Annotated in this window: 16 protein-coding genes and 1 tRNA gene; 3 read left to right on the top strand and 14 right to left on the bottom strand. The window is 60.8% G+C overall.

The features are described 5' to 3' along the window. Positions 1 to 3: 3 nt before the first annotated feature. Positions 4 to 2,574 (top strand): aminopeptidase N, encoded by a 2,571-nt coding sequence (gene pepN / locus FFA61_RS03525; RefSeq protein WP_005961548.1) that lies wholly within the window; start codon positions 4 to 6, stop codon positions 2,572 to 2,574. 96 nt (positions 2,575 to 2,670) lie between these two features. Here the strand turns inward: pepN and FFA61_RS03520 are convergent, their stop codons facing one another. From FFA61_RS03520 to FFA61_RS03510, 3 genes are all read right to left on the bottom strand, one after another. Continuing rightward, entirely contained in the window at positions 2,671 to 3,510 is an 840-nt protein-coding gene (locus FFA61_RS03520; RefSeq protein ID WP_005961550.1) for a PRD domain-containing protein, read from the bottom strand. 40 nt (positions 3,511 to 3,550) lie between these two features. Then, the gene (locus FFA61_RS03515) at positions 3,551 to 5,563 is read right to left on the bottom strand and encodes a glucose PTS transporter subunit IIA (RefSeq protein ID WP_005961552.1); all 2,013 of its coding nucleotides are present in this window, start codon (positions 5,561 to 5,563) and stop codon (positions 3,551 to 3,553) included. 281 nt (positions 5,564 to 5,844) lie between these two features. Further along, positions 5,845 to 6,663, bottom strand: coding sequence for a Sir2 family NAD-dependent protein deacetylase (locus FFA61_RS03510; protein WP_005961554.1), 819 nt, complete (start codon positions 6,661 to 6,663; stop codon positions 5,845 to 5,847). A 654-nt stretch (positions 6,664 to 7,317) separates the two neighbouring features. Between FFA61_RS03510 and FFA61_RS03505 the strand changes: the two genes are divergently transcribed. Continuing rightward, the gene (locus FFA61_RS03505; protein WP_005961560.1) at positions 7,318 to 8,340 is read left to right on the top strand and encodes a DUF5692 family protein; all 1,023 of its coding nucleotides are present in this window, start codon (positions 7,318 to 7,320) and stop codon (positions 8,338 to 8,340) included. Between the two features lie 408 nt (positions 8,341 to 8,748). Here the strand turns inward: FFA61_RS03505 and FFA61_RS03500 are convergent, their stop codons facing one another. Further along, positions 8,749 to 9,774, bottom strand: a complete 1,026-nt coding sequence (locus FFA61_RS03500; RefSeq protein WP_005961564.1) for a hypothetical protein — start codon at positions 9,772 to 9,774, stop codon at positions 8,749 to 8,751. Positions 9,775 to 9,953: 179 nt separating this feature from the next. Here FFA61_RS03500 and FFA61_RS03495 point away from each other — a divergent pair, with 179 nt between their 5' ends. Then, positions 9,954 to 11,288, top strand: coding sequence for a DUF5692 family protein (locus FFA61_RS03495; protein ID WP_005961567.1), 1,335 nt, complete (start codon positions 9,954 to 9,956; stop codon positions 11,286 to 11,288). 464 nt (positions 11,289 to 11,752) lie between these two features. Here the strand turns inward: FFA61_RS03495 and FFA61_RS03490 are convergent, their stop codons facing one another. From FFA61_RS03490 to obgE, 10 genes are all read right to left on the bottom strand, one after another. Then, positions 11,753 to 12,118 carry an ATP-binding protein gene (locus tag FFA61_RS03490; RefSeq protein ID WP_005961569.1) on the bottom strand — a complete coding sequence of 122 codons (366 nt, stop codon included), beginning with the start codon at positions 12,116 to 12,118 and terminating at the stop codon, positions 11,753 to 11,755. Between the two features lie 24 nt (positions 12,119 to 12,142). After that, positions 12,143 to 12,547 carry a DUF8612 domain-containing protein gene (locus FFA61_RS03485; protein WP_131247129.1) on the bottom strand — a complete coding sequence of 135 codons (405 nt, stop codon included), beginning with the start codon at positions 12,545 to 12,547 and terminating at the stop codon, positions 12,143 to 12,145. Positions 12,548 to 12,705: 158 nt separating this feature from the next. Continuing rightward, complete coding sequence (locus tag FFA61_RS03480; protein ID WP_005961573.1) at positions 12,706 to 12,930, bottom strand: hypothetical protein; 225 nt, start codon at positions 12,928 to 12,930, stop codon at positions 12,706 to 12,708. Positions 12,931 to 13,366: 436 nt separating this feature from the next. Continuing rightward, positions 13,367 to 13,439: transfer RNA gene (locus FFA61_RS03475), tRNA-Ala, on the bottom strand. 499 nt (positions 13,440 to 13,938) lie between these two features. Continuing rightward, entirely contained in the window at positions 13,939 to 14,664 is a 726-nt protein-coding gene (locus tag FFA61_RS03470; RefSeq protein ID WP_005961575.1) for a histidine phosphatase family protein, read from the bottom strand. Continuing rightward, positions 14,661 to 15,077: a ribosome silencing factor gene (gene rsfS / locus FFA61_RS03465; RefSeq protein WP_005961577.1), complete on the bottom strand. Its 417-nt coding sequence runs from the start codon at positions 15,075 to 15,077 to the stop codon at positions 14,661 to 14,663. The genes FFA61_RS03470 and rsfS overlap by 4 nt, the downstream gene beginning before the upstream one ends. After that, positions 15,067 to 15,639, bottom strand: coding sequence for a nicotinate-nucleotide adenylyltransferase (gene nadD, locus FFA61_RS03460; RefSeq protein ID WP_051057826.1), 573 nt, complete (start codon positions 15,637 to 15,639; stop codon positions 15,067 to 15,069). The genes rsfS and nadD overlap by 11 nt, the downstream gene beginning before the upstream one ends. A gap of 191 nt (positions 15,640 to 15,830) precedes the next feature. Beyond that, complete coding sequence (locus FFA61_RS03455) at positions 15,831 to 17,111, bottom strand: glutamate-5-semialdehyde dehydrogenase (protein WP_005961581.1); 1,281 nt, start codon at positions 17,109 to 17,111, stop codon at positions 15,831 to 15,833. A 422-nt stretch (positions 17,112 to 17,533) separates the two neighbouring features. Then, the gene (gene proB, locus FFA61_RS03450; RefSeq protein ID WP_005961583.1) at positions 17,534 to 18,649 is read right to left on the bottom strand and encodes a glutamate 5-kinase; all 1,116 of its coding nucleotides are present in this window, start codon (positions 18,647 to 18,649) and stop codon (positions 17,534 to 17,536) included. Further along, positions 18,646 to 20,178 carry a GTPase ObgE gene (obgE, locus tag FFA61_RS03445; RefSeq protein WP_005961585.1) on the bottom strand — a complete coding sequence of 511 codons (1,533 nt, stop codon included), beginning with the start codon at positions 20,176 to 20,178 and terminating at the stop codon, positions 18,646 to 18,648. The genes proB and obgE overlap by 4 nt, the downstream gene beginning before the upstream one ends. Positions 20,179 to 20,199 lie beyond the last annotated feature (21 nt).

The following is a 20,199-nucleotide window of genomic DNA, read 5'->3' as shown; positions in this document are numbered from 1 at the left end:
CCCATGCCGGGCCTGAATCTCACCCGAGAAGAGGCTTCTGCTCGCGCGGAAGTCATCCGAGTCCTCCACTACGACATTGCGCTCGACCTGACGACAGGGTCGACTGATTTCGCATCGAGCACCCGCATCGAGTTCGACGCGAACGAGGGAGCCTGCACTTTCGCCGACCTCGTCTCGAACAAGGTCCACTCGATCCGCCTCAACGGTGTCGAGCTGGGCGCCCAAGCGCATCAGGACCACCGCATCACCCTCAACGATCTGGCTGAGCACAATGTCCTCGAGGTCGAGGCCGACTGCCAGTACATGCACACCGGCGAGGGCCTGCACCGCTTCACTGATCCTGCCGATGGCAAGGACTACTGCTACTCACAGTTCGAGGTCCCGGATGCTCGGCGCGTGTACACGACCTTCGAGCAGCCCGACCTCAAAGCGACTTTCACCCTGACGGTGACAGCACCTGCGGGCTGGACCGTTTTCTCGAACGCCCCGACCCCGGCCGCTGAAGTCGATGGGGAGCGTTGGATCTACCGTTTCGCCGAAACGGAGAAGATGTCGACCTACATTACGGCGATCGTCGCAGGCCCTTATGAGGGCGTACGTGACTCCCTGGTGTCTTCCGATGGGCGCACCATCGACCTCGGCGTCTGGTGCCGTGCCTCGCTCATCGAGCATCTTGATGCGCAGCGCATCATCGACACCACCCGCAAGGGCTTCGCATTCTTCGAGCAGCAGTACGGCATCGCCTACCCCTTCACGAAGTACGATCAGATCTTCGTTCCTGAGTACAACGCTGGAGCCATGGAGAACGCCGGGTGCATCACCTTCCGCGACTCCTACGTGTTCCGTACCCGCCCAACATCGGCTCAACTTGAGACTCGCGCGAACACGATCCTCCACGAGCTCGCCCATATGTGGTTCGGCGACCTTGTGACAATGAAGTGGTGGAACGATCTGTGGCTCAACGAGTCCTTCGCCGAGTTCATGAGCCACCTCGCCCTCGCTGAGGGCACAGAGTTCACCGACGCGTGGACCGGCTTCATGCTGCGCAAGGATTGGGGACTCAAACAAGATCAGCTCCCCACGACCCACCCGATCGCCGCCACGATCCGCGATCTTGCCGACATCGAGGTGAACTTCGACGGCATCACCTACGCGAAGGGTGCTTCCGTCCTGCGTCAACTCGTCTCCTACGTTGGCCGCGATGCTTTCTTCACCGGCTTGCACGCCTACCTCACAGCCCATTCCTACGCGAATGCGACTCTCGCGGATCTGCTCTTAGAACTCGAGAAGGCCTCCGGCCGTGACCTGGACGCCTGGTCGAAGGTCTGGCTCCAAGAAGCAGGCGTCACCCTTCTTCGCCCGCAAATCCGCCTGAACGAGGACGGAACCATGGCAGAATTGGCGGTCATCCAAGAAGCCTTCTCTCAAGGCGCTTCTCTGAGACCGCACCGCATGAGAGTCGCCGGATACTCACTGGACGGGGACACGCTGGTCCAAGACTTCCGCGAAGAACTCGATGTCGATGGAGAACGCACCCCGGTTCCCTCGGCCGTGGGCCGCAAGCGCTCAGACATGATCCTCCTCAACGATGGCGATCTCGCGTACGCGAAGGTCCGCATGGATGAGGACTCGCTTGCCTTCGCGACGAAGAACATTGACCGTATCGCTGATTCTTTGACCCGCAACATCGTCCTGGCTTGCGCGTGGGACATGACGCGCGACGGCGAAATGGCCGCACACGACTACCTGCGCCTGGCGATCACCGCGATCCCCGGTGAGCAGAACATGTCGATGCTCGACCTCACCCTGCGGCACATCGAAGAGGCAGTCCGTACCTTCGTCTCTCCCGCCACCCGCCTCGAGGCTCTTGCAAAGGTCGGCACGCACCTCCTGTTCCTCGCCCGGGCTGCGGCTGCGGCCTCCGATGCTCAGAACATGCTGGTGCGCGCCGCCGCCCGCATGGCGACGACTCCCGAGCAGTTCGCGTCTATTAAGGCCCTGTACACGGGAGAAGAGACTCTCCAGGGCCTCGACCTGGATCTGGATTGCCGTTGGACTCTCCTCATTTCCATGGTGCGCGGCGGCGTCGGAAGCGAGGCTGAGATCGCTGCCCTTGAGGCCGAAGACGGGACAATGACCGGTCACCAGAACGCTGCCGCAGCCCGCGCTGCAGTCGCCTCGGCCGATGTGAAGCGTGCTGTCTTCGATGCGGTGATGACCGACCAGTCCATCCCCAATGACACGCGTTGGGCAATGGTCTCCGGTTTCTGGGCCCAGGCCCGCACCACGCCCGACATGTATGTCCCCTTCGTGGGCGACTACTTCGATTCCCTCGAGCGAGTGTGGGAGGAGAACACCTTCCACACGGCTGAAGACATCGTGACTTTGATGTTCCCCTCTGCTCTTGCCGGCTACGTCGAAGGCGTGGATGTCGAGGCGCAGGGCGCCGCATGGCTTGACGCACACCCCGAGGCTTCCGCAGCCCTGGTGCGCATCATCCGTGAGCGCATGGATGTGGCTCGCCGCCAGCGCGCAGCCCAGGCCGCGGATGTGCAAGAGGCGACGAGCCACTGAGGCTTCCGGCCCCTGGAGCTGTTTCGCTTCCAGGGGCCGCCCGCCTTGGGGCCGACGAGCCCGGTACCGACTGCCCCGTTTCCAGGGGCGGCGCCCCTATTTCTTCATCGGAGGCGTGGACAAACGGGCCAGGTGAAGCGTCAGGTAAGCGATCTCGTCCTCGGTCAAGACTGTGCCCAGACGCAGTTCGACGAGCTGGGCGATAGTCTTGGCGCAGGCATTCTCCCTCGGATAGGACTCGATGATCGAGCGGACGACACTCGGCATCTGTTCGACCAGCTGGTCGTCCTTGCGGATGCGGACGAATAGGTAACGCAGGTGAGTGATGAAACGCCCGGCGCTGATCGATTCTGAATCGAGCCCAATGCCCAGGCCTTGAGCGGCAACCTTAAGGATCTGCTGAATGACTCCCGTCATCGTGTAGGTCCACGACAGGTCCCCGCTCGCAAAACCCGCATTCACAAGATGGAGGGTGAAGGCCGTGGCCTCGGCCTTCGGCAGTTCCGCATCTGCTGTGCGATTAAGAGCGTCGAGGAGCGCGCTCGCCCTCGCATACTCATCCGGGTAGAGGTGCACAACCTCACCCGTCAAGGGGTATTCAATCGACTGACCGATACGGGCCCTGGCGAGAGCAAAACCCAGGTGGTCTGCGAGGGCGAGGACCAGGGTCGGGCTGGAAGTCTCCTCAATCCCGACCTCACGCATAGCGGTGACGATCATGTGAACATGCTCGGGCGGGATCTGTGCAAGAAGCTGGCCCATATGGTCGGGGTCGCGCCCATCGGCCGGAACGAACTTCTTCACGACCTTCGCCGAGTCGATCTCAGTACCAGGTTTCGCTTGGAAACCAAGGCCGCGCCCGGTGAGGATGACCTGGGTGCCGTCAGTCTCGCGAGCGAGCACAACATTGTTGTTGAACACGCGGAGCAATTCCACGGCGGTCTTCTCCTCTCCGGGCGCGGTCAGGGGTATTGGTTCAGCGGACGATGTCGATGACGGGGTCGCCCGCGTTCACGACGGTGTCAACGATGGGCGTCACGGCGCTCATCGTCTTCGAGTTCGTCACAGTCATGAGCGTAGTCGTCGCGTATCCGGCGCTTGCAACCTTCGCGAGATCCACATTGACGAGGGCGTCGCCGACCTCGACTCGCTGCTTCTTCTCCACGAGAACCTCGAAGCCTTCGCCGTCCATTGAAACGGTGTCAATGCCGACGTGGACGAGGACCTCAACGCCGTCATCGGTCTTGATGCCGAAGGCGTGACCGGTTTTGGCGACCGTGCGCAGCACGCCCGCCACCGGGGAGACGATGCGACCGGAGTTCGGGACGATGGCGACGCCTTCTCCGAGTGCTCCAGAGGCGAAGACCTTGTCACCAGAGTCCGCGAGGGAGAGCACTTGGCCTCCAACGGGAGCGAAGACCGCTGTGGTCGGCTCCGCGTTTGCCACCGGGGCTTCGTCCTCTTCGATGGGGGCCGCAGCCGTGGCAGCAGCAGAAGCGCCACCTGCGGAAGCGAGGGCTTCAGCCTTCTGCTCAGCGGTGCGGTAATCGAAGAGGGCAACCAGGGTAAAGGCCGTGAAGAACGCGACTGCGATCGCGATGGCGTAGATCCACATCGGGTCGAAGACGGGGATCGTGAGCAAGGAGGTGAAGGCGAAGGCGGAGGTCGTCACGCCACCTGAAGCGAGACCGAGGATCGCAATCGTCAGGCCACCGGCGAAACAACCGATGAGCATGAGCGGGTAGATCCTCTTGAAACGCAGGTGGATACCGTACAGGGAGGGCTCGGAAATACCACCGAGGAGACCTGCTGCGAGTGCGCCAGTTGCGGTCTGGCGCATCTGGACGTCCTTATCGCGCATGGAGAGGAAGAGCACGCCGGCAGTGGCGCCGAAGCAGGCGAAGTTCCATGCACCCATCGGGCCCTGGATGAAGTCGTAGCCGAGGGTTTGGATGTTGACGAGCATGAGGGCGTTGAGCGGCCAGTGCAGGCCGAGCGGCACGAGGAAGGGGTACACCATTGGGATGATGAGCGCGAAGACGAAGGGCGCGTGCGAGTTCATCCAGGCCATTCCGATGCCAAGGCCGTTGCCGAGCCAGACGCCCAGGGGGCCGATGAGGAAAGCTGTAGCCGGGATCATGATGCCCATGGCGATGAAGGGGACGAACACCATCTGCAGGTTCGTGGGGATCGCCATCTTCAGACCCTTGTACACGAGGGCAAGGACGGCGACCATGATGAGCGGGACGAAGACGTTGCCGCCGTAGTCATTGAGCTGGAGCGGCAGACCGAAGATGTGGGCCGTGCAGCTCTCAGTGTTGAGAAGCTCATTCGTTGTACAGGTGAGCTCGGGGAATCGTTCCTTATTGGACAGCGACATGAACTCCGGGGTCATGAGGGCGGCCATGATGGTCCCACCAAGCCACGGGTCGACGTCGAGCTTCTTCGCTGCGTTGTAGGCGACCATGATCGGCAGGAAGTAGAAGACCGCCCGCCACAGGGCATCAACAAAAACCCATGAAGCAGATTTGTCGGCAGCACGGAAATCGACAATGCCGAGGGCATCAAGCATTGCGGCGAAGGCGATGATCAGCGAGGCTCCGAGGAGGACGCCGAGAATCGGACGGAAGGAGTCAGAGAGGTATTCGAAGAAAGCGTCGAGCCAGGCGAATTTGCCGCGAGCTTTCGAACGGGCCTGAGCCTTGACTTCCGCATCCGTCATCACTGCGCCCGCCGACATGCCGGGCAGAGACTGCATTGCGGCGTAGACGCCGGCGACTGCTCCGCCGATGACGACCTGGTAGCGATCGCCACCCTGGGGGACGACGCCAAGGACGCCATCGGTCCTATCCAGAGCATCGGCGTCAACCTTCGAGGCGTCAACGAGCTCGAAGCGGAGTCGGGTCGCGCAGTGCGAGAAGCTCGTAATGTTGCCCGCACCGCCGATCCCGCTCAGGACCGCTTCAGCGATCTGCTGTTCGGTGGACATCTGTGTCCTCCTCCTTCGATAGAGCCCCGGTCGGGGCCTGATCTGTGTTGATATGGCCGAAGCCACTGATGGATGAAACGTCTCCCCGGAAACAAAAAGGGCCCGGAAAACGCCTTAACGTTTCCCAGGCCTTGCCTCTTGAGAGTAACAACCCTGTGTTCCGATGATCATCGGAACTGCCCACACCATACGCGCGCGGGACTGCCTGATGCAAGGGGCTGTCCTCATTTCACCTGAAGTTGCGATTTCGATCGTGCTTCGGCCTCGGGGCACCATGGTGTTCAGAGGCATCGGGATGCCACCTCCTTCAAGATCTTCGAGGTCCCGTCTTCAATCCTGAGATCAGCGAAGCGATCTGCCTGTGTCGGTCCCCGGTTGATGACCGCGAGCATCGCTCCGGATTGGATTGCTTCTTGGACGACCCACATGCCGGTCGAGACCGCGAGCGATGTTCCCGCGACAATCACGAGCCTCGCGGCTCTGGCAGCTCGAAGAGCTCGAGTGAAAACCTCTTGAGGTAGGCTTTCGCCGAACATGACGATCCCCGGCTTCAGGGGGCCTGCGCAGTGCTCGCACCTCGCGGCAAGGAATTCACAGGCTTCAGCAGCCTCCCGATCTGCTTCGGGAGTGATCTCCACTTTGTTCAAATCCGTGACCTCCTCGATCCACGGGTTGAGCTCACGGAGCCGCATTGAAAGCGCCTCGCGCAACATCGCGCGCCCGCACTGCAAGCACACAACCGTGTCATATCGTCCGTGGAGCTCCCACAGGCTCACGACGCCTGCGCGGGCATCAAGGCGGTCAATGTTCTGCGTGGCAACACCAAGGAGGAGTCCTTCCTGCTCGAGGGCGGCGAGAGCCAAGTGCCCGAGAGTGGGCTCGAGGGCATCAAGCATTCTCCAGGTCGCCTCATTGCGGTACCAGAGCCAGCGATACCAGACGGGGTCGGAGACGAACATGTCGAAGTCTATGGGAGCCTTCGGAGTCGAGCCCATGCCCCGATAGTCAGGTAGGCCCGAGTCGGTTGACATTCCCGCGCCCGACACGACGAGGACGTCTCCTTTCCTTACTGCCTCAGCGAGTTCCTCGATGACGCTCATGCGTGTCAGCTCCGCTTCCTTCCTTTTCCCTCAGCTTCGTTGATGTGGGTTCTCGGGGTGTGCCCAAGCGTCGGGGCGTTCGTTCCTTTTGTCTCTCATTGTCCATGAGCCCTGGGGTGTGCAGGGCGATTCGGGAAGATTCTTTCCGAGCAGTTTGGCCAAGGCGTGTGGATGGGGATGAGGCGAAGGACAGGAGAAGGGATACAAGAGGTGCGAGAGGACTTGTCCTCGTCTTGAGTGAAGATGCGTGAGATCTCCTTCTCCACGGCGAGGCTCGGCCACTGTATCCACCTTGAGCTACCCGCCTTGAGTGAGATACTTGAATCTGTTGTCCTCGTCGGCACTCGACACCCCTATCCACTGTTTGAGCGAAGAATATCCAAGAAAGAGGGGATTTATCCCTCACAATTCTCAGCACTCACTTAGGGGGACGATTCCTCATTGTTCTCTCTGAGTCCATCAGCGATTCATTCAAGCTTTTAACGACCTCTTGCTTTCCACCGCTCTCATTGGATTCTCATTTTCCTTCAGAATTCAAAACACTCTCGCTTCGAACCACTCCTCAATTCCTCATGTTGCCCAGAGGTGGATTTGTCGCCTCGAATCGGCGCATAGTAGACAATAGAGAGGAACATTTTCGTCAAGGAGGCCGAGATGCCAGACATTACCGCGCCGGATTATCCGACGCTCTTCTTCTTCGAAACCGGAGAATGGTGGGACTACGCAATGCTGATCGTCGTAACAGCGGCGCTCGCGATAACCGCTTGGTTCGCGCAACGCAACAAGTGGGCGGTTCTCCTGCTCTTCATCATTGTCCCGGTGGGTCTAACAATCTTCTGGTGGCCCTACTCCACGCAGGGCACCGCCTCAGCAGGATGGTTCCCGATCGTCAAACAGTACTCGGCCCTCGCTGGTTCCCTCTGCCTCGTCGCCCTCCAGTATGTTCCGCGCCTTCGATACAACCGTTGGTATCTGCTGATCCCCCCGGCGATCCTCACTCTCAACATCGTCGAGGCCGTGCTCCGCGATTTCCAGTGCTACAACATCCACGGCATTGACCCGACGCAGGGAATGGTGACCTGGGGCGGTCCGTGGAACATCATGAACGGCATCGCGGGCATCTTGAACGTCCTCATGATCTCCGGCTGGGTCGGGATCTTCGTCGCCAAGGGAAAGTCCAAAGCAATCGTGTGGGGCGACCTCACCCTCTGGTGGATCATCGCTTACGATGCCTGGAACTTCGCGTACTGCTACAACTGCTTGGCCGACCGTGCGTGGTATTCAGCCCTGGCTCTGCTTGCGGCCTGTACGATTCCGGCGTTCCTCGGTTCGGGCAAGGGTTCGTGGATCCAGTACCGCGCCTACACCCTGACATTCTGGTCGGCAGTTGTCCTCACCTTCCCGCACTTCATGCAAGATTCTGCTTTCGCGCACCGTTCCGCCCACAATCCGACGGCAATGTTCCTCGTCTCCGCACTCGCACTCATCGTGAACATCGGGGTCGCGATCTACCACTTCCGCACAATCGCGCGTACACGTCGTAATCCCTTCACCCAAGAGCTCTACGCGGACACGCCCGCATACGCGGCAATGATCCGCAATCATGCGAGCGAAGAGGACCAGGACCTCATTGCCGCGCGTATGGGAAGCACCGCCACTGCCCTCGGCTACCGCTGAAGCTCCAACTGGCGCTAAGGCTCCGGCAACCTTCACGGCCCCACCAATCGCTGGGGCCCGACAAGGTCCACAGCCCCGACACTCACTGAGGCTCCGGCAAGTGTCACAGACCTCGGCATTCAAGTCCTTGGCACTCGTTGAGGCTCTGGCAAACGCCGGAGCCTCAACTGTCAATAGAGCTTTCGCGCCTCAAAACCTTCAAGAAGCCAAGAGATTGAAGACGCTCGGCAGCTTGAGGAGGCACTAAACCTCCTCAAGCTCGCCCCCTCAGATGCCGCGCACACCCCAAGAAGCCACCGATCTCAACATGCGCCTCGCCCTTGGGGCGATGTGCGCGCTTCCTCGAACAAGGCCACATACACAAAGGCTGTGGGCCCGTAGAAGCGGGCCCACAGCCTTTAGGACAGCTCAGTTGTTCTTGCCCCAATCGTGCAAATAGGTGCGCTCACGTTTTTGACGCATCTGCTCTTCCCAGGAGAAGGCCGGTTCACTCCACCCATCGAAGTAGGCCTCATCGACCTCGTCCTCCCAGGGAGTTCCCGGGCCTGTCGGCGGCCAAGTGGGATTATCCGTGACCGGCGGTCGGATCTCGGCCACTGCAGGCGATTGACGGCCGAAGCGCATCCACTGGGTCTGGGTATCTTCGAAGAAGGGCGTCCCATCCCAACGACCCGCAGGAGTGCTTGAAGCGAAGAAGCGTCCGCCGAGCAGGCCGCGCATGATCTTCGAGTGGAGTTGCTCCTTCTTCTTGAACTCCACCACCCGCTTCACGTAGAGGTTCTGGATGTTCGTCATACATCCGCCCGCAAGCTCGATGTTCACCCAGTTCAGAGCCTTCATGAAGGGGGTTGCCGGCTCGTAGCCGATGCGCCAGTGGTTAATGAGGCGCGTTCGATCCCCCTTGAGGGGGACAACGTAGAAGCACCACGCGGCAGCGAAGTGAGTCATACCCGGGAAACGGAAGGCGTAGGAGCCGGGAGCCGCTGGCGGGTTCTTCGTATCCACCCACTGCACGAGGTACTTGCCGGGCACGACATCAGCCCACTCCATCGACATGCCATGGAAGTCGAAGGCCGCAATATCACCGGGCATGAGGGAATCGGGCTGCTGGAACTCCTCTTGGATCTCGTAGGAGTTGTAGAAGGGCAGACGAGCGAAGGCGCGCTCCATGAACTCGGTTGAGAAGGAGCCGGACTTGTCGCAGCCGATCTGCTTGAAGAGTCTCCACACCGCGTAGGCGGGTGCGTCAATCGTGATCGCGTAGGTCGAGGAATAGCCATTGTCGTAGTTCGCGTCGATCAAATCATCGGCGGGATAGCGCCACTTCTTCTCCGCTTCAGTCGCTTGGCCGAAGAACTGACTGAATCCGTACATGCCCCCGGCGATAAGCGCGCCAGCAATAGCTGCGGCTTTGAAATATCGCGCACCTGTCATTCCGTACACTCCTTTGTGTAAGAAAGCGGGAGAGCGTCTCATTACGCTCCCTCACAACGCCTCTCATCAAGCCTACTGAAGATTTTTCCTCTTTACCTACGACTATTGGCCCGCTTTTGCTCTAAAGACGCGAGTACTCTATTGGCCTAAGTCATTCCTTCAATGCCGCAGGAGCATCAGTGAGTACTTTTCTTGGACTTTGGGAAATCGGAACCCCGAAGGTCTACATCTTCTGGCTCATAGTGTTCGCCGCGCAGATCCTCATTGCAGAGATCAATCGTCGGTGGAACTGGACGATTTTCGCCCTCTGGACGATCGGCGGCATCGCGATCACCCCCTACGTCATCGGGCACGGCATCCCAATGGTCGGCTGGTTCCCCTTCGGTAAATTCGCCATCATGGTCGCAACCGCCACAATGACGGGCTTCCTGCTCTTCTACGGCAAACGCCACCCCGGCAAAGCCCACCGCTACGCGATCTGGTTCGGCGTGGCGCTGTGGATCGGCCTCGCCGTGAACATCATGGAGGCGAACATCCGAGACCTCACCATCTACTTCCAAGCGGACACCTACTACCAGTGCGCATCCGATTGGCAGTGCCTCAAGGCGATCGACGAGGCGAGGTCTATCCCCATGATCCCAGGCCTGCCCGAAACCCGTGACATCGCAGCCGCTGTCGGCACACCCGAGTGGTATCAAGCCGCCGCCCAGAACTTCACTGATCGTCATATCGGCATCGACCCGGCCACCGGCTTCCGCACGATCGGTGGCTACTGGAATATCCTCTCCGCCCTCGCAGGCCTGCTCAATATCATCACGATCACGGGGCTCGGCAAGATCATGATCACCTCGAACCCGAAGCAGAAGGTCAAGGGCCTGATCTGGATCGACATGGTGTGGCCCTGGGTGATCTGCTACGACCTGTGGAACCACGCATTCTTGTACAACTCGCTCGCCGACTACACCTGGTACTGCACTTTCGCTCTGCTTCTTGCCTGCACGGTCCCCGCCTTCACCTGGGCGAAGGGACAGTGGATCTGGTTCCGCTGCTTCACCCTCATGTTCTGGATCGCCGCGAACAACATCGTCCCGGAGGTGCTCGTCAAACCCTCGTCCATGACGAACTTCGCGACCATGAACCCGATGGCGAACATTGTGTGCGCCTGGGCGGCCCTCATCGCGAATGTTGCCCTGTTCGTTTACTGGCTCTACAAAATCCTCAAGTACCGTCGCAACCCGATCACGGGAGTCTTGTACTGCGAGCTCTCCGAGTTCCGCACCATTGCACGCACGCACTTGGATGATGCAGACAAGTACTTCCTCACGGACTTCATTGAGCAGACTCCGAGCGAACTCGGCCTCGAGCCCTCCTCTTGCACACCTCCTCGTGACGGCTGGGTCGGCTGGATGCCCTGGTGGAAGGTCGACAAGCGTTACCCGAAGCCACGCACTCCCCTCTCAGCGGATCCGGTCATCGCAGCGAAGACTCGCGCTGATTCGAGCTGGGACGTCTGAGGATTCTCGCCGCCTCATGCCGACGAAGTCGGTATGAGGCGGCGCCTGGCCATGATCTTCCATTTTCCTCGGCGTATCACCCCCGCGCGGGCAAAATGATGCGCTGTCACAACAGACCAGCCTCACCCGCGTCAACGAAGATGACGGTCGCGTGATTCTTCGTCTCTGCGCTCATGCCCCCTCATGGCGGATCGGATTCCCCGAAGGACGCGGGAAGCACCTGTGCGCATAACCTGCCTGCCTTCGTGCTTGATCGGATTCGATTCCCCAAGGGGAACGGGAAGTACCTGCGCAAGGAGTCGCCCGTTGGCCTTGTTGGTGCGGTTCCTGGTGGTCGGTGCCGGGGGCGGACCAGTTGCTGTGGGCATAAGGCTGCGCCCCTGTCCGCAGATGATCCGGGGGTGACCTCCTTAGTCGAAGCAGTCAATGGCACGACATTGACTCCGTCCTGGGTATGTGAAGGCCTAAGCGCCGCCGGTGATGATGAGCCGCACGACATCCGGATGCAGCGCAGAATCGATCTTCGCGGCGAAGCGTGCAAGACTTGCCAAGGCCGCCTCGATGACGCCTTCATGGAAGCCGAGCTTGATTTCGATGAGAAGCAAGGGGCCGCCCGGATATTCGATGACGGCGTCGACCTCGGCACCGGCAGAGACCCTCGCGTGCCTGACGAGCTGCCCAGAGTACACGCGCGGATCGTGGACCGCCTGCGATTCGAAGAGCTGCCCCGCGTAGCGAAGATCGCACAAGAGACTCTGAGGGTCGGCTCGAAGCGCGGCGACCGCGAGTGAAGGATCGGCGAGAGGGCGTTTCCCTTCTGTGCGCAGCACGGCCTTTGAACGCAGATGATTCGACTAGGCGGGCGGATCCTCAATCGCGAAGACCCAGGTGAGGGCGGCGAGGTATGAGGACACTGTCTCGCTTGTCAGTCCCTCATCGGAAGCAAGGGTCGAGATGGAGATTTCGGTCGAGACCCCGCGCGCGAGTGCGACGAGGAGCCGACGCACCCGCACTGGTTCGCGGCCGGTTCCTATTCCCGTCGCCAGCTCCACTTCAACGAGTGAGCTGAGGTAATCGCGAAACCCCTCGAGGAGGGTCGGGGTCATCTCATCGAGGAATCCCGGCCACCCGCCACATGCCAGGCGCTCAAGAATCTCGCGGAGTCTAAGCGTTGCTTTCCCCGCGCTGAACTTGTGCCCGGCGACAATGTCGCTGAGGCTGAGCGTGCGCGAAGAGTGTCCAGTTTCAGCGAAGGTCATCGTTGACATGCGGGCGCGGGCGAAACGCTCGGCTCCGCTATGTCGAGCAATATCCGCGCTCGGTGCCGCTGACCCCTGTGAGGATGAAGAGTCCTTTCGTCTTCTCCTTGTCAACGCGCCGACAAACGAAGTTCCAGAGCGCGGGGTGAAGATGCCATTCATCGCATCAGCCTGGGCGTCTCGCCGTCGAGGATCAGCTGCGGAGCTATCCCCTCGAGCTGTGCGACGTTGGGGTCGGTATCGACTTCGACGACGCTTCTGGCGCACTGGAGCGTTGTTTCGGTCTTCCCCAAGGCCTTCGGGCCTTCGATCACGACTGCACCGGCCCGCGCGAGGGCATGTCGCAGCTGGTGATCGGCGATGCATTCCCGGTAGTCCGTCATATTGAGAGTCAACGATCCGCCAGTTTGAAAGGCAAGTATCCGTCAGGTTGAGCAGGAACTATCCGCCACTTCAATAGTTGAATAACCGTCACTTTAAGAATCGTCTCTCCGTCGGCTTGCCGTTCTCAAGGGGGTTGACTCTCCCTGCTTCGCAGGGCGATTCCGTGCGGATGCCGCCTCTTCGGGTTTCGCGGCGAGGGTTCCCCAGCTTCGCACGACGATTCCAGGTTCACTCCCCGTACGGGACCCCCCCTTGCTTCGCACAGCGCAACAGCCTCTGTAACCCCAAACTGCCCACAAGGCGGACACTACTGGGCCCCAAGTCGCAGGATTTAGACTTTGACCAGGCGTTTTCCTTAAGACTCGAGGCATAAGGTCCGACTTGTGGACCGCAACAACACAAAACCGCGAGCCAATAGGCTCGCGGTTCATCTTGTGGAGCTAGGGGGATTCGAACCCCCGACCTCTTCCATGCCATGGAAGCGCGCTACCAACTGCGCCATAGCCCCGTATTGATTTGTTGTCTCCATTCGGCGACTCGATAACTATAGCGGTCCGGGCACCGATTCGTAAAATTGAGAATCTGTGCTGGTCACCACACGAAGAAGGAGACTCCAGGAGGAATCGCTCTTACAGGGATCCGCATCGGCCTCAGCACGAGAAGTGCCCCCGCGCGGCTTCTCAGCACGCGCCACGCTCCCCCGCGCACCCCTCGCTCCAGCTTCACAGGCTGTGCCGCTCAACCCCATAGGGCCCGCAACTTCCTCGCCTGTTGTATGCGGAGGCCTCGCCTTCGCCGTCCTCACCCGTTCCATGCGTAGCCTCGCGCTCTCGCTCCTGCTTCACGGGCTGCCCGCACTGTCCCGTATGCCCGAAGCCTCCTCACGCGTTCTATGCGATGCAGTCCAGCCACAATTCCCCGTGCCTCACGTCCCACCGTCCCCGCCCACTGCCTTCACCCACTCGGTCTGAAGGCCCCTCTGGCCCGGGTGCGGCATCGCATTCGCTTCAGGCTCCGAGAACATCTTCGCGATAGCCAATGTTGTGCGCTGCGAGGCGCCACGCTCCGCGCCCCGACGCTCCCGAACCGCCTCCACCGACATGCACCACTTCAGACCAGTGACAATTGTCCAGGCCCCGCATCTCGTCGAAAACCAAAGGGTCCAAGCCCATGAAAGTGACAAGAGCACGAGTGATCGCACTGCCGTGCGAAACAAGGATCAGCGTCCCGCCCTCGTCCATCGAAGAGGCGGCCTCAAGGGCTGCAGCCCGCACGCGAAAACCCACAAGATCAGAACGTTCAATCCCCGCAGCCTCGGACTCGCCGCTTTCGCGCCACTGCGCCACCTCTGCAGGATGATCAGCTTCAGCCTCGGCCGCGGTCTTGCCCTCGAAGAGCCCGTAAGCGCGTTCAATGAGACGCTCATCCACCACGGGGCCCATGAAATCCGCACCCACGCCCTCAAACTCCTCGGCGATGATCGACGCCGTCTCAAAAGCCCGCGATAGGGGCGAACTCAGGATTCGCACCTGCCCGCCGGTGTCCAGGCCCTTCATCCGCACGAGCTGAAGGCTCGGCGTGACAATGCGGCGCGCGAGAATGCGGCCCGCGTTGCGAGCCTGAAGGCGACCGTGGTCGTTCAGAGGATGATCAACGACCCCCTGGAAGCGCCTTTCAAGATTGAAGTTCGTCTGACCATGACGGACGAGGACGATGCGCTTCGCACCATTCATGAGAGCACCAAGGAATTCTCGCGAGGCTCCCTCAGATGCGTGATGGTCCCATCCGACCAGAGCTTCTCTAAGGCGTAGTACTCGCGCTCCTCATCGGTGAGGACATGGACGACCAGATCCCCATAATCGATGAGGATCCAGCGGTTTCCCGTACGGCCCTCAATGCGCTCCGCTTCGACACCGCATTCGGCTTTGACCCGGTCGAGGATTTCCTCGGCAATCGCACGGACCTGGCGCTCAGAGGGAGCCGAGAGGATCAGGAAAGACCCCGCGATCGCGAGACGATCCGCCACATCCACCAGCACCGGATCACTCGCCAGCTTCTCCTGCGCCGCTGTGACGGCGACCTCGATCAGATCCGTGGTAGTCGTGGGCAAAACGTCTCCTTCTTCAGGTCCTGCTTCAGTCTTCATTGACGTAGAGATCATACTTCTTGATGTATTGGACGACGCCGTCGGGCACCAGATACCACACAGGCTTGCCCGCTTCGACGCGCGAACGGCAATCGGAAGACGAGATCGCCATCGCAGGCACCTCCACCAGCGAAACCGAATTGCGCGGCAGCCCCGATGCGTCCAGCACATGCCCTGGCCTCGTGACCCCGATGAAGTGAGCCATGTCGAAGAGCTTGTCCGCGTCCTTCCATTGCACGATCTGCGCGAGAGCATCGGCGCCGGTGATGAAGTAGAAGTCCGTGTCCTCGGGATATTCGGCTTTGAGATCACTGAGGGTGTCGATCGTGTAGGTCGTCCCGCCCCGGTCGATGTCCACGCGCGAGACCGTGAACTTCGGGTTCGAGGCCGTAGCAATGACCGTCATGAGGTAACGGTGCTCAGCAGAGGTCACTTTCCGTCCGGCCTTGAAAGGTTGCATCGCAGTCGGCACGAAGATCACCTGGTCCAAGTGGAAGAACTCCATCACCTCTGAAGCCGCAACAAGGTGCCCATGGTGGATCGGATCGAAAGTGCCGCCCATGATGCCGATCGAGCGACGAGGGCGAGCCCGGGTGCACTCTTTCAGAGTCGAGCTCGTGACAGCGCACTCGTGGCGGGCTCCCTGGCCTTCGGCAAGAGACGCGGATGAGGCTCGCGAGCAGGGCGCGTCCTCGGAGCCTTGAACGCCCAAGGGAAGAGCCTCGGATTGAGACTCTGGAGCCTTGCGCGCACTCACGGGCGGATCGTCCCTTCTCCTTCGATGATCCACGTCGAGGTCGTGAGCTCACTGAGCCCCATTGGGCCGCGAGCATGAAGCTTCTGAGTTGAAATCCCGATCTCAGCGCCGAGCCCCACCTGCCCCCCATCCGTGAAGCGAGTGGAGGCATTGATCGCGATCGCGGCCGAATCCAGTTCCGTGCGGAAACGATTCGCCGAGGCGAGGGAGCGCGTGCAAATCGCCTCAGTGTGCCCGCTCGAATACCTGCGGATGTGTTCGAGCGCTTCGTCGATGGAGTCAACGACCCTCACTGCGAGGTCCATTGACAAAAACTCCCTCGCCCAATCGTCCTCGACTACCGGCTTGAGGTATTTCGCCGGGATCGCGTCCGAAGCGCTCGCGATACTCATGGCGCGCTCATCCAGGTGGAGAGTCACTCCCGCAGCGGCGAGTTGTCTCAGCGCGCTCGAGCAGAAGGCCTCGGCCTCGTCAATGTGGACGAGGAGGGTTTCGGCGGCGTTGCACACTCCGACGCGCTGGGTTTTCGCGTTCATGATGATCTTCTCAGCGGCTTCAAGATCAGCACCCGAGTCAACGTACACGTGGCAATTCCCGGTACCCGTCTCAATGACGGGGACGATGGAGTTCTCGACGACCGCGCGGATGAGGCCTGCGCCTCCTCGGGGAATGAGGACATCAATGCCGCCACGCGCCTTCATCATGGCTGTTGCTCCCGCGCGGCCAAAAGAGTCGACGCTTTGGACGAGGTCGGCGGGAAGTCCGAGGGAGACGAGTGCCTCGCGCATGACGCCAATGATTGCCTTATTCGATTCTTGTGCTGCACTTCCACCGCGCAGGATCACGGCATTGCCAGCTTTCAGGGCGAGCACGGCGGCGTCGATCGTGACGTTCGGGCGGGCCTCGTAGATCATGCCGATGACTCCCATCGGCACGCGAAGTTGGGTGATGCGCAGCCCCAATTCGTTGCGTGTGCCGCGGATGACTTCCCCGACGGGGTCCGGCAAGGCTTCGACCTCACGGACTGAATTCGCGATCGCTTCGATGCGCTCGGGGGTGAGGGCGAGCCTGTCAAGGAGGCCTCCGCTCATCTGATTGTCACGGCCTCGCGCCAGGTCAGACTCGTTCGCGCGAAGAATCTCCTCTGAGCGTTCGACGATCGCTGTCGCAATCGCTTCGAGCGCCTGGTTCTTCAAACCGGTCGTCGCATTCGCGAGTACCCGTGAAGCGGCTCGGGCAGCGTCGGTGAGGCCGGAAATATCGGGAAGCTGGTCCATTGACCCATCATCGCACAGCCAAATAAAAGGAGGGGAAAGCGCCAAGAGGAGGGGATGACGACAAAAGGAGGGGATATAACCCCTCCAGACTTCGTCAACCCCTCCACTCGTGCTCGGAGGACATCGAGGTTCGAACGGTGTTGCCCGGCTGTTGGATAACCCCTCCACTCGCGCTTGGAGGACGCGCGGCCACGAACTCGCTGAGCACAAGGAGTAGGTCCAACGAACTCACGTTCAAGGCAGTGACCAGCCTAGGAAACCACACTCCAGGAGGCCCACGCTCAGAGAAGCTTGAAACCTAGGACACTGTAGTCCCAGGGAATCCCAGGACTGGGGACGCTGTAGTCCCCGGGAAGCCCACTACCAGAGAAGCTCAGAACCAGAGAAGTTCAAGCCCAGGGATTCTCAAGCCCCCGTCCCTTTTAGAGCAGCGGCGCCAAATCATCACGATGCACAACGGGCTTCGGATGCGCCCATCCGGCCAAGCGCAGATCCGCAGCTGACTGGCCCGCCATCTGCGCGATCGTATCGGAATCATAGGAGACGATGCCGCGCCCCAGCAGCCCGGTCGGTCCCGCAATGTCGACAACTTCTCCAGAATCAAAATGCCCGATGACGCACGTCACCCCAGCGGCAAGCAAAGACTTCTTCCCGCGGGTGATGGCGCGCGAAGCCCCCTCATCGACAATCACTTCGCCTCGGGCCGGAGCAGCGTGCGCGATCCACAAGCGCCGCGACGCAGGACGAACCGAGGAGGGTTCGAACCACGTACCCACGTCCTCACCGCTGAGAACTTCACCAAGATGATCAGCACTGGCAAGGACCACGCCAATGCCGGAGGACGCGGCCATTGTCGCCGCCTGCACCTTCGTCACCATGCCCCCCGAGCCGATCTTCGAGGCGGCCCCTGTGACGAGAACCGAGTGCAGCTGGTCAGTGGAGGTCACTTCGCGGATCAGCTCAGAGCCCGGGTGGCTCGGCGGTGCGGTGTAGAGCCCATCAATATCCGTCAAAAGCACGAGGGCGTCGGCTGCGACCATCTGCGCCATATATGAGGCAAGGCGGTCATTGTCTCCGAAACGGACCTCACGAGTGGTGACCGCATCATTCTCATTGATGATGGGGACGACGCCGAGACCGAGGAGACGATCAAGGCTCGCCCGAACATTCGTGTAATGCTGTCGCAGCATGACATCCTCGGTCGTGAGAAGCAGCTGTGCCACATCGAGATGATGAGCCTGGAAGGCGGCCTGCCAACGGGCGACGAGGAGTCCCTGCCCCATTGCGGCTGCAGCCTGCACAGAAGCAAGATCCCGCGGGCGCGAGGAAAACCCGAGGGGATCGAGCCCAGCAGCGACCGCACCGGAGGAGACGATGAGGATTTCTTTGTCGGGAGTACGCCAGCGTGCGACAAGGCGGGCAACCGAGTCGATCCGGTTGAGGTCGAGGCCCCCATCCTCGCGGGTCAGAGAGGACGAGCCGATCTTCACGACGATGCGCCCGGCCTCGTTTAGGCGTCCTCGCAGTGAGCCGATCATTTCGAGCCCTTCTCAACGTCGGGATCGGTCCAGATGCCCTGTTGGCGTTCCGTCCACAGCTCTTCACGAGCCGCACTCTTTGCATCCATAACCTGGTGGTAGACCTCGCGCTTCTGCTTGCGGGTCGGACGAGAGCTCTGCTCAATGCGCAGGTCGGTGCCGCGTTGGCCAAGAAGCTCGGGCCCGGTTGTGAGAGTCGGCTCCCAGTCGAAGACGATCCCGGAGTCGAGATCACCGATGACGACCGTATCGCCAGCGAAAGCACCGGCCTTCATTAAAGCATCCTCCACCCCGGCTGCCGCCAATCGATCGGCGAGGTAGCCGACGGCCTCGTCGTTCGTGAAGTCGGTTTGGCGAACCCAACGCTCGGGCTTGTCACCGCGAACCTGGTAAACCTCCTCGCCGTCCTTATGGGTCAGGCGCACCGTAATCGCCTCCCGCGAATCGACGGCCTTCGGGCGGATCACGGGGCGCGCCGTTTCCAATTCAGGCAGAGAAGCTCGGTGTTCGAGGACGAGGCGAGCCAAAGTGAAGGAAAGCTCCTTGAGGCCCTCATGCGTAACGGCTGAAACCTCATGAATCGGCCAGCCGAACTGTTCAAGGTCGGGGCGCGTGATCTCGGCGAGGTCGCGCCCGTCGGGAACATCGACTTTGTTGAGGACGATGACGCGGGGCCGTTCCATCAGGGGCACATAGCCTTCGATCTGGCCGAGGTCGCTCTGATAGGCTCCGAGCTCCGCTTCGATTGTTTGCAGGTCGGTGAGAGGTTCACGCTCCGATTCGTAAGCTGCGGTGTCGAGGACGTGGACGATGACACCGCAACGCTCAATATGGCGCAGGAAGTCGAGGCCGAGTCCTTTGCCTTGTGATGCTCCGGGGATGAGGCCGGGTACGTCGGCCATCGTGTAGCGGGTGTCCCCCGCCTGAACAACTCCGAGGTTCGGGATGAGGGTCGTGAAGGGGTAGTCCGCGATCTTCGGGCGCGCCGCTGACATGGCCGCGATGAGTGAGGATTTGCCCGCCGAAGGGAAACCCACGAGGGCAACATCGGCAACGGATTTGAGTTCAAGGACGACATCGCGTTCCTCCCCGGGTTCACCGAGGAGAGCAAAACCCGGGGCCTTTCGAGCCTTCGATGCGAGCGCCGCATTACCAAGACCACCCTTGCCGCCTTCGGCAACGACGTAGCGTGATCCTGCGCCGGTCAGATCTGCGAGCAGTTCGCCCTTCTTGGATTTCACAACCGTCCCATCGGGAACCGGAAGGATGATGTCTTCACCGTTCTTGCCCTGGCGGAAGTCCCCCATTCCGCCTGTACCCGATTGGGCGCGCTGATGAGGTGAGCGGTGATAGCTGAGCAGAGTCGTCACTTGAGGGTCGACTTCGAGGATGACGGAGCCGCCGTTACCGCCGTCGCCGCCGTCGGGTCCGGCGAGGGGCTTGAACTTTTCTCGTTTAATGGAGGCGACGCCGTTGCCGCCGTCGCCGCCTGCGGCATGGATGGTCACTCGGTCAATGAAATCCGCCATGTCATGTCCTCAAGTTGTTTG

Source organism: Schaalia cardiffensis F0333 (assembly GCF_005886435.1).
GTDB classification, from domain to species: Bacteria; Actinomycetota; Actinomycetes; order Actinomycetales; family Actinomycetaceae; genus Pauljensenia; species Pauljensenia cardiffensis.
This window is presented reverse-complemented; position numbering and strand designations above follow the sequence as displayed.